Raw genomic sequence first — 6,469 nt, 5'->3', positions numbered from 1 at the left:
CACGCTTAATGGCCCAATAAAAAACAGCTACGGATGCTGTCCCCATAATGATGATAAACATCTCAGGCTTCTCATGCTCCTTACATACACCACAATAAGTTTCACCACTGATCAAATGAACATTTACAGGTATCCGGTTTAGAATTGCTTGATGGATAAGTTTCTTTCTGAGCAAATATTTCTCGTCTCCTCAAAAGATGATCTTTTTAGAATTATAAACAAACCAGGAAGGGGATGAATCAAATGAGGTATTAAATAAGGCAAGCTAGAATCATAAATAACAAAAGAGCCGTTCACAGAGTGAAGGGCTCCTTGTTTCCGTATCTCCATTAAGATTTTTAATCCCGCAAAATGCTCTTCATCCGGTAATATTCTTCTTCCGTGATTTCACCTCTTGCAAAGCGTTCATCCAAGATTCTCTCTGGAGTATTGTCAATAAATCGTGAATTCCCATCTCCCCTAACCCATTTTATCACCAAATAGATTACACCTACGATCAGTAAAAAATTGATGACTAATCCAAATATTCCAAATCCAGAGCCATAACCCATCATCATTTTCTCTCATCCTTTCATCGAATTAATGGAAGACGAACAAGAACGGTAGTTCCTTTCTCTATCTCACTTTCAACATGAATAGATCCGGCATGAGCATCCACTATGACTTTAACAACCGCAAGTCCTATTCCGGCTCCGCCAGTTTTCCGGTTCCTTGATTTCTCTCCGCGGTAAAAACGTTCAAAGATATAGGGGAGTTCATCTTTAGATATTCCCATTCCGGTATCGGAAACGATAACGACGCCTTCTGCTTTCTCTTTTAACACTTCAATATGAACACTTCCAGAACTCGTGTATTTGAAAGCATTGCTTATCAGATTTACAAAAACCTGAAGGAGCCGCGAACGGTCCCCTGTGATCCAAACGTCACTTTTACTTATCAGGTCAGCTGAAAGTCTTTCCTGCCCAAACTGGCTGGATACCATATTTAAAGACTCACCAACGATTTCGTTAAGTGAGACGATCTCCGTCATAAGCTGAACCATTGGATTCTCTACAGCAGCCAGATTTTCCAAATCACTGAAGAGCCTGACAAGTCGCAGGACTTGATCATGGCACACTTGTAGTTTATCCGGCGTCGGTTCCCAAATGCCATCCTGAAAGGCTTCCAAATGGCTTTGAATTGTTGTTAAGGGTGTTCGCAACTCATGTGCCACATCAGTGGTCAGTGATTTCCTTAATTGATCTTGCTTCTCCAATCCATCAGCCAAATGATTGAGTGTACGCCCCACGTCATCAATTTCTGTATTCTGATTTAACATTTCAACCCGGGAGCTGAGATCCCCCTCCCTCATTTTCGAAGCGATATCTTTAATCTCTAGGAGAGGTTGGCTAATGCTTTTGGCCATGTACCGGCTGAACAGATACGTCCCGACAATTACGAGTATCATTGCGGCCCATAATAAGGTATTAAACATTCTCAGAAATTTCTGATTCAGACTTTGCGTCGTTTCTTTCACTGGTAGAAATTCCAATGTTCCTACCTGCTGATTTCCTTTTACGATTGTTTTTTTAATGGTGTCTTGCGCAGACTGGGAATTCACTTGTATCTGCCTGCCCATTTGACTAGTATCCCAAATCAAGCGACGGTCTTGATCATAAACACGAACCATATAATCACTAATCATCGCTTGGTGCGAAATGGTCATCCAAACGTTTGTATTCCAGTGGCCGGTAGACACATTATAAGCGTCTTCTAAATCGTCCAGTAAACTTTGTATTTCTGTCTGCTGCTGGTTCTTCTGATATTGGTTAAACGAGATGTTCATTACCAAGTTCACAAGCAAGACAATAGATAGAAGCGCAGCAAGGGCCACACCGACATGGGAAATAAGAAGCTTTCTGCTCAATCCGCCTCTAATAGACATCATGACTCACCAAGAATTTATACCCCACTCCAAATACAGTGCCAATAAAAACAGGGTGTTTAGGATCATCGCCAATTTTTTGTCTAATATTCTTAATATGAACATCGATGGTCCGCTCGAATCCTTCATAGGTATCACCCTGAGTAAGGTTAACAAGTTCAAGTCGTGAGAACACTCTCTTCGGATGCTTCGCTAAAATTTCAAGTAGCTTGAACTCCATAAGGGTAAAAGATACTGGCTCCTCGTGAATTCTTACCTCATAACGTTCCAAATCCATAGTTAAATCGCCTTGGGCATAAGACAGCAGTGACATATTCCCCAATTGCGGCTGAATGGTTCTTCTTAATAGGCTAATCACCCGAGCGAGCAGCTCTCTTGGGCTGAATGGTTTAGTAATATAATCATCGGCTCCAATCATGAGCCCATTCACCATATCGTCTTCACTGCTTTTTGCAGTCAGCATGAGGATCGGAACGTTCGATGATTTGCGTACCATTCTGCATACTTCCTCTCCAGTCATGTCTGGAAGCATCAAATCCAGCACGATCAGATCGGGCTTTAAGGTTTCAAAAAGATGAATCGCGCCTCGTCCTGTATCGGCTTCGTACACAATATATTTATTCTTTTCCAAATAAGCCTTAATAACCTGCAAGATATTTTCTTCATCATCCACCACTAAAATTTTCACGAACTTCATCACCTACTTTGTTGTTAAAATGAGACAGACCTCATATCAATGAGGTCCTATCTTATCATGATCGGATTAGAAGTTCATCATACCCCTGCTATATTGAGAATTTTGCATCATTCCTGACATTCCCTTACCGTTTGAAGTGTTGCAATTGTCATACATTTGCTTGATTTGTTCCTCTGACAGGTTGGGGTGTATTTGTTTGGCAAAGGGTAGCATTTTTTCGAAAAAACTGCTGCCATTATTATCATTGTTAGCTGTCGTAGCGTAAGCCCCAGAGGTGCCAATCCCCATAACCAGTACCAATGCCGATAATCCAATCCAAAGTTTCTTCATTTGTATCTCCTCCTTATAGTTACACTATATAAGAGAGTTATGAAGAACCAATTTGCAGCTTGTGAAGAAGTTATGAAGATAGCAAAAGGATATGAACACGAGAAAGAAGCCTTTCACTCAACTTTGTCCGGTGAAAGGCTCATTTAAGTAAGATGAGACTAATGTTGGCACATTGCGTACATGTTTGACAATTTGGTTTCTTCAAATAAGTTGCTCTATTCGATAATTGTGAATCGGCAATAGTACCATGTTCTTGTCCATATTCGGCAATAGATACATGTTCTTGTCCTTTGCTTGGGACAAGAACATGTATCCTTAAATCAAAAAAACCGCGACCAGCGCGGGGTTCAATGAATATATGTTCTTGTCCTCTTACAGTCGTTTAGTGTCATACATTATATAGCTCTATTTTCACTTTGTTTTTTTATAAGTTCCTATATCCCACTAACCTTAACTTGATGCGGTTAGCTGACAAAGGCAGCTGATCATTTTCTGTGACCAGCTGCCTGTCTTCTTACAATTATTTTTTTGATGTCCCGACGGACTTAGGGGCTTGGATGTGATCACTCGCTTCTCAGTGTGACCCGGAGCGTCAATTTGATGTTAGCCGAAGGAAGTTCTGGAAGCAGCCATTGCATTTAAGGCGTTCTCAAAATAACAATACACTTCATCTGCAATTCCCAGAAACTCTTCAACAAGTACATTACTATCCAAGTAACAAGCATACAGATAATCAACTAAAGTGGAGTCAATCTCACAATAATTTAATATGGCATTCTTCATCATAATAATGTCATCTTGCCATACACCTGTATCTTCTAAAACCAAAGAGTATAATGCACGAATTAATCTCTTAGAGTAACCTTTAATATATCTAGTTTTCAGTGTGCTATCACTAACATTAGAAAGTGAACTATGTACACGATCTACTTCCTTCTTGGTCTCTCTATTTAAGTCTATAATGAACTCTGGAGAAATCACTATCGGTGGTACTTTTTCACCAACGTCATCACCATATATGCAAACACATATTATTTTAATCCAAAAACCCCAATCATTTGGATTACTTAATACATCGTCCATCGAGCAAATTATCGTATCAATCTTAGTTACTAGTGGATATTCTTCCAACATCCTGTCTTTAATATTTGACAATCTTTCGTAATCAATATCTTGGGGATTTGCACATACAATTGTAAAGTCTGCATCTGACTTAAAAGGTTTAGCAGTTCCTTTTGGAATCGAGCCACACATATAGATGCTATGAATCTTACCTTTAAATTCGGTAAGTAAATTATCTGTATACTTATCAACAAGATCCTTATATTCTTTTTGTATTTCAATTCTAGTTATAACTTTTTCTAAAATCATATAGTCTCCTCCTAAATTAAGAACTTCATTCGGCTAACGTTCTGGTATTCACGAGACCGATAGATAGGCTATGTGACCGTAGGGAAAGGGTCGTCAGACTTCAAGAATCATTTTATTTGTTTAGTCATCACTACCGATGAATAGCGCACATTTGGTGGCTCAACAGTGCCGACAATCTCCCAACCTCTCTTTTCATATGCCCTATCGACGTCGCTACTAACTTAGCTTCTCGCATAAGTTGATCTCCTACCCCACACGCCCTCACAGAAATTCAATTTTCAAAAGAACTCCCCCATCAATTATTAATTATTCTGGAAAATTACAAATATTCATACGAAAAGAAATAAAACAAAAAAGCCCTAAGCTGACATATTTTCTTGTCAACTTAGGGCGAACTATTATGTCCGTGTTACCACCTAATTTCAGATTTCTCTGCACTCTATCAATACGGGATATCTCCGATATTGTTTCCTGAATAACGGTGGAACTCCGTTGAGGCCTACTAAGATTCCTCTGTTCGGTTCACAGCTCCGAGACTGCTTCAGTATTAGATCAATGAAGATTCGCACCAACCATCTTCTCGCTGTGAGATCCCTAATACCTACTATTTCTCATCATAGCCTTTTCGTTTTAAGTTAAACCTATGCTATCACACTCAACTTGCTCCGTCAATTAACATTTATGTTAAATTCTTAAAAGAAAAGAAGTATGCGGCTGTCACGGATACCCCTCACTTCAATTTTCCGCTGTGTGATCTTCCCCGCTTTGTCCGGTTAGATAATTTCAAAGGTTTGGCCGATGCGCATCCTCATATCTGATTGCCTCATAAAAATAAGAACATTAGTTTGTATTATGACCGCGTCAAAGATTTTTATGCAATGGAAAATCAGAACAGTTCGCCCAACACTTACCTGCAGAGCCTCATCTCCCTAGGGATTATAATGACAGAGAGGTGAAACTATGTTTATATCCCCAATGCTGCTGCAAACGGCCCCTGGGCCTTTCTCACACAGCGATTATATATTTGAACCCAAAGTATGACCTGCTCCCTTCAGCATCAGTACACGGTATTGATCAAGGTTCCTCTTCAACAGAACTACAGCGACTCCTTCAACACGAATAGAGGCTGCCTCTTTCACATGCTTTGCACCATTCACCTTCCTGTCCCCTTCTCTTCATAATCGAAGTCTTCCAAAACCTTAAACTTATCCCCGTGCACCTTCTCCAGATGATCCTCCCCCCAATAACACAAATGGTCCAGAGCAGGCTTGAGTCCCCAACCGTAGTCCGTTAACTCGTATTCCACTTTGGGAGGTACCTCCGAATATACCTTGCGCTGTACAATTTCGTCCTTTTCCAGACCTCTGAGCTGTGCAGTCAGCATCTTCTGCGTAATGTCCGGTATCAATCTTCGAAGCTCTGACGTGCGTTTCCGTCCGGTCATCAAGTGATAAATAATTAAAGGCTTCCATTTTCCGCCCATCACTTCCAAGGCAGCTTCCACGCCTACTTTATATTTCTTTGGAGCGATCGTTTTTCCATGTTCCATCATTTTTGAACCCCTCCATAATTATCAGGCTGTATCCAAGGTGAAAACATAATCTTCTTGCTGCTCAATTTCCATTATTTAAGCCCATTTAAAGGCATCTATTTAGGGTACTTTAATGTTCCTATGGTACTTTATTCTTCCTATAGAACCTCAAAGTGCGTACTTCCAGATGTTTTGATACCTGTTTATAATAGCATCAGTCATTAATTTATGGCTACAAAACCGTTATCCAGAAAGGTAGTGAAAGATAAGATGAATGTACTTGTTGTAGTGTCCCACCCTAGAAAAAAATCCCTGACCTTCCAGGCAGTTGATCGTTTTGTACAAGGTCTTGCCAAGGCAGGTCACAGTTATGAAATATTGGATTTGTATGGGATTGGGTTCGACCCGGTTCTTCGTGAAATGGATGAACCGGACTTTACCCAAGAGAAACAGGTGTTCTCCCCTGAGATTGAAACGGAGATGGAGCGATTGAAGAAGCACGATGCTATAGCTTTTGTGTTTCCTCTCTGGTGGTGGCATATGCCAGCCATGTTGAAAGGGTATGTAGATCGTGTCATGAACAACGAGATTGCCTACGGTGCGAACAAACTTCCTC

Annotated in this window: 6 protein-coding genes, 1 pseudogene and 1 other annotated feature; of the genes and pseudogenes, 1 reads left to right on the top strand and 6 read right to left on the bottom strand. The window is 40.4% G+C overall.

Annotation, left to right across the window (positions count from 1 at the left end; genetic code table 11):
* Positions 1 to 338: 338 nt before the first annotated feature.
* The 6 genes from AQR02_RS11555 to AQR02_RS11530 all read right to left on the bottom strand — a co-directional run bounded on the left by AQR02_RS11555 (position 339) and on the right by AQR02_RS11530 (position 5,874).
* Positions 339 to 557, bottom strand: a complete 219-nt coding sequence (locus tag AQR02_RS11555) for an SHOCT domain-containing protein (protein WP_038696135.1) — start codon at positions 555 to 557, stop codon at positions 339 to 341.
* Positions 558 to 571: 14 nt separating this feature from the next.
* On the bottom strand, positions 572 to 1,906 hold the full coding sequence (locus AQR02_RS11550; RefSeq protein WP_232380837.1) for a sensor histidine kinase: 1,335 nt from the start codon (positions 1,904 to 1,906) through the stop codon (positions 572 to 574).
* A 7-nt stretch (positions 1,907 to 1,913) separates the two neighbouring features.
* Positions 1,914 to 2,621, bottom strand: coding sequence for a response regulator transcription factor (locus AQR02_RS11545; RefSeq protein ID WP_038696133.1), 708 nt, complete (start codon positions 2,619 to 2,621; stop codon positions 1,914 to 1,916).
* A 66-nt stretch (positions 2,622 to 2,687) separates the two neighbouring features.
* The gene (locus tag AQR02_RS11540) at positions 2,688 to 2,951 is read right to left on the bottom strand and encodes a hypothetical protein (RefSeq protein WP_038696131.1); all 264 of its coding nucleotides are present in this window, start codon (positions 2,949 to 2,951) and stop codon (positions 2,688 to 2,690) included.
* A 603-nt stretch (positions 2,952 to 3,554) separates the two neighbouring features.
* A complete protein-coding gene (locus AQR02_RS11535) occupies positions 3,555 to 4,322 on the bottom strand; it encodes a nucleotidyltransferase domain-containing protein (RefSeq protein WP_054940679.1) in 768 nt (255 codons plus the stop codon).
* A 383-nt stretch (positions 4,323 to 4,705) separates the two neighbouring features.
* Positions 4,706 to 4,949, bottom strand: a binding site (T-box leader).
* Between the two features lie 526 nt (positions 4,950 to 5,475).
* Complete coding sequence (locus AQR02_RS11530; RefSeq protein ID WP_054940678.1) at positions 5,476 to 5,874, bottom strand: winged helix-turn-helix transcriptional regulator; 399 nt, start codon at positions 5,872 to 5,874, stop codon at positions 5,476 to 5,478.
* 249 nt (positions 5,875 to 6,123) lie between these two features.
* Here AQR02_RS11530 and AQR02_RS34085 point away from each other — a divergent pair.
* Positions 6,124 to 6,469 (top strand): annotated as a pseudogene (locus AQR02_RS34085) (NAD(P)H oxidoreductase); the annotation flags it as partial.

Origin of the sequence: Paenibacillus ihuae (assembly GCF_001368795.1) — a bacterium.
In the GTDB taxonomy this organism is placed as follows: Bacteria; Bacillota; Bacilli; order Paenibacillales; family Paenibacillaceae; genus Paenibacillus_AQ; species Paenibacillus_AQ ihuae.
This window is presented reverse-complemented; position numbering and strand designations above follow the sequence as displayed.

What these genes read in the sequence shown, in the direction of transcription:
- AQR02_RS11540 (WP_038696131.1), bottom strand. Translation starts at nt 2,951, where the DNA reads ATGAAGAAACTTTGGATTGGATTATCGGCATTGGTACTGGTTATGGGG.
- AQR02_RS11545 (WP_038696133.1), bottom strand. Translation starts at nt 2,621, where the DNA reads ATGAAGTTCGTGAAAATTTTAGTGGTGGATGATGAAGAAAATATCTTG.
- AQR02_RS11555 (WP_038696135.1), bottom strand. Translation starts at nt 557, where the DNA reads ATGATGATGGGTTATGGCTCTGGATTTGGAATATTTGGATTAGTCATC.
- AQR02_RS11530 (WP_054940678.1), bottom strand. Translation starts at nt 5,874, where the DNA reads ATGATGGAACATGGAAAAACGATCGCTCCAAAGAAATATAAAGTAGGC.
- AQR02_RS11535 (WP_054940679.1), bottom strand. Translation starts at nt 4,322, where the DNA reads ATGATTTTAGAAAAAGTTATAACTAGAATTGAAATACAAAAAGAATAT.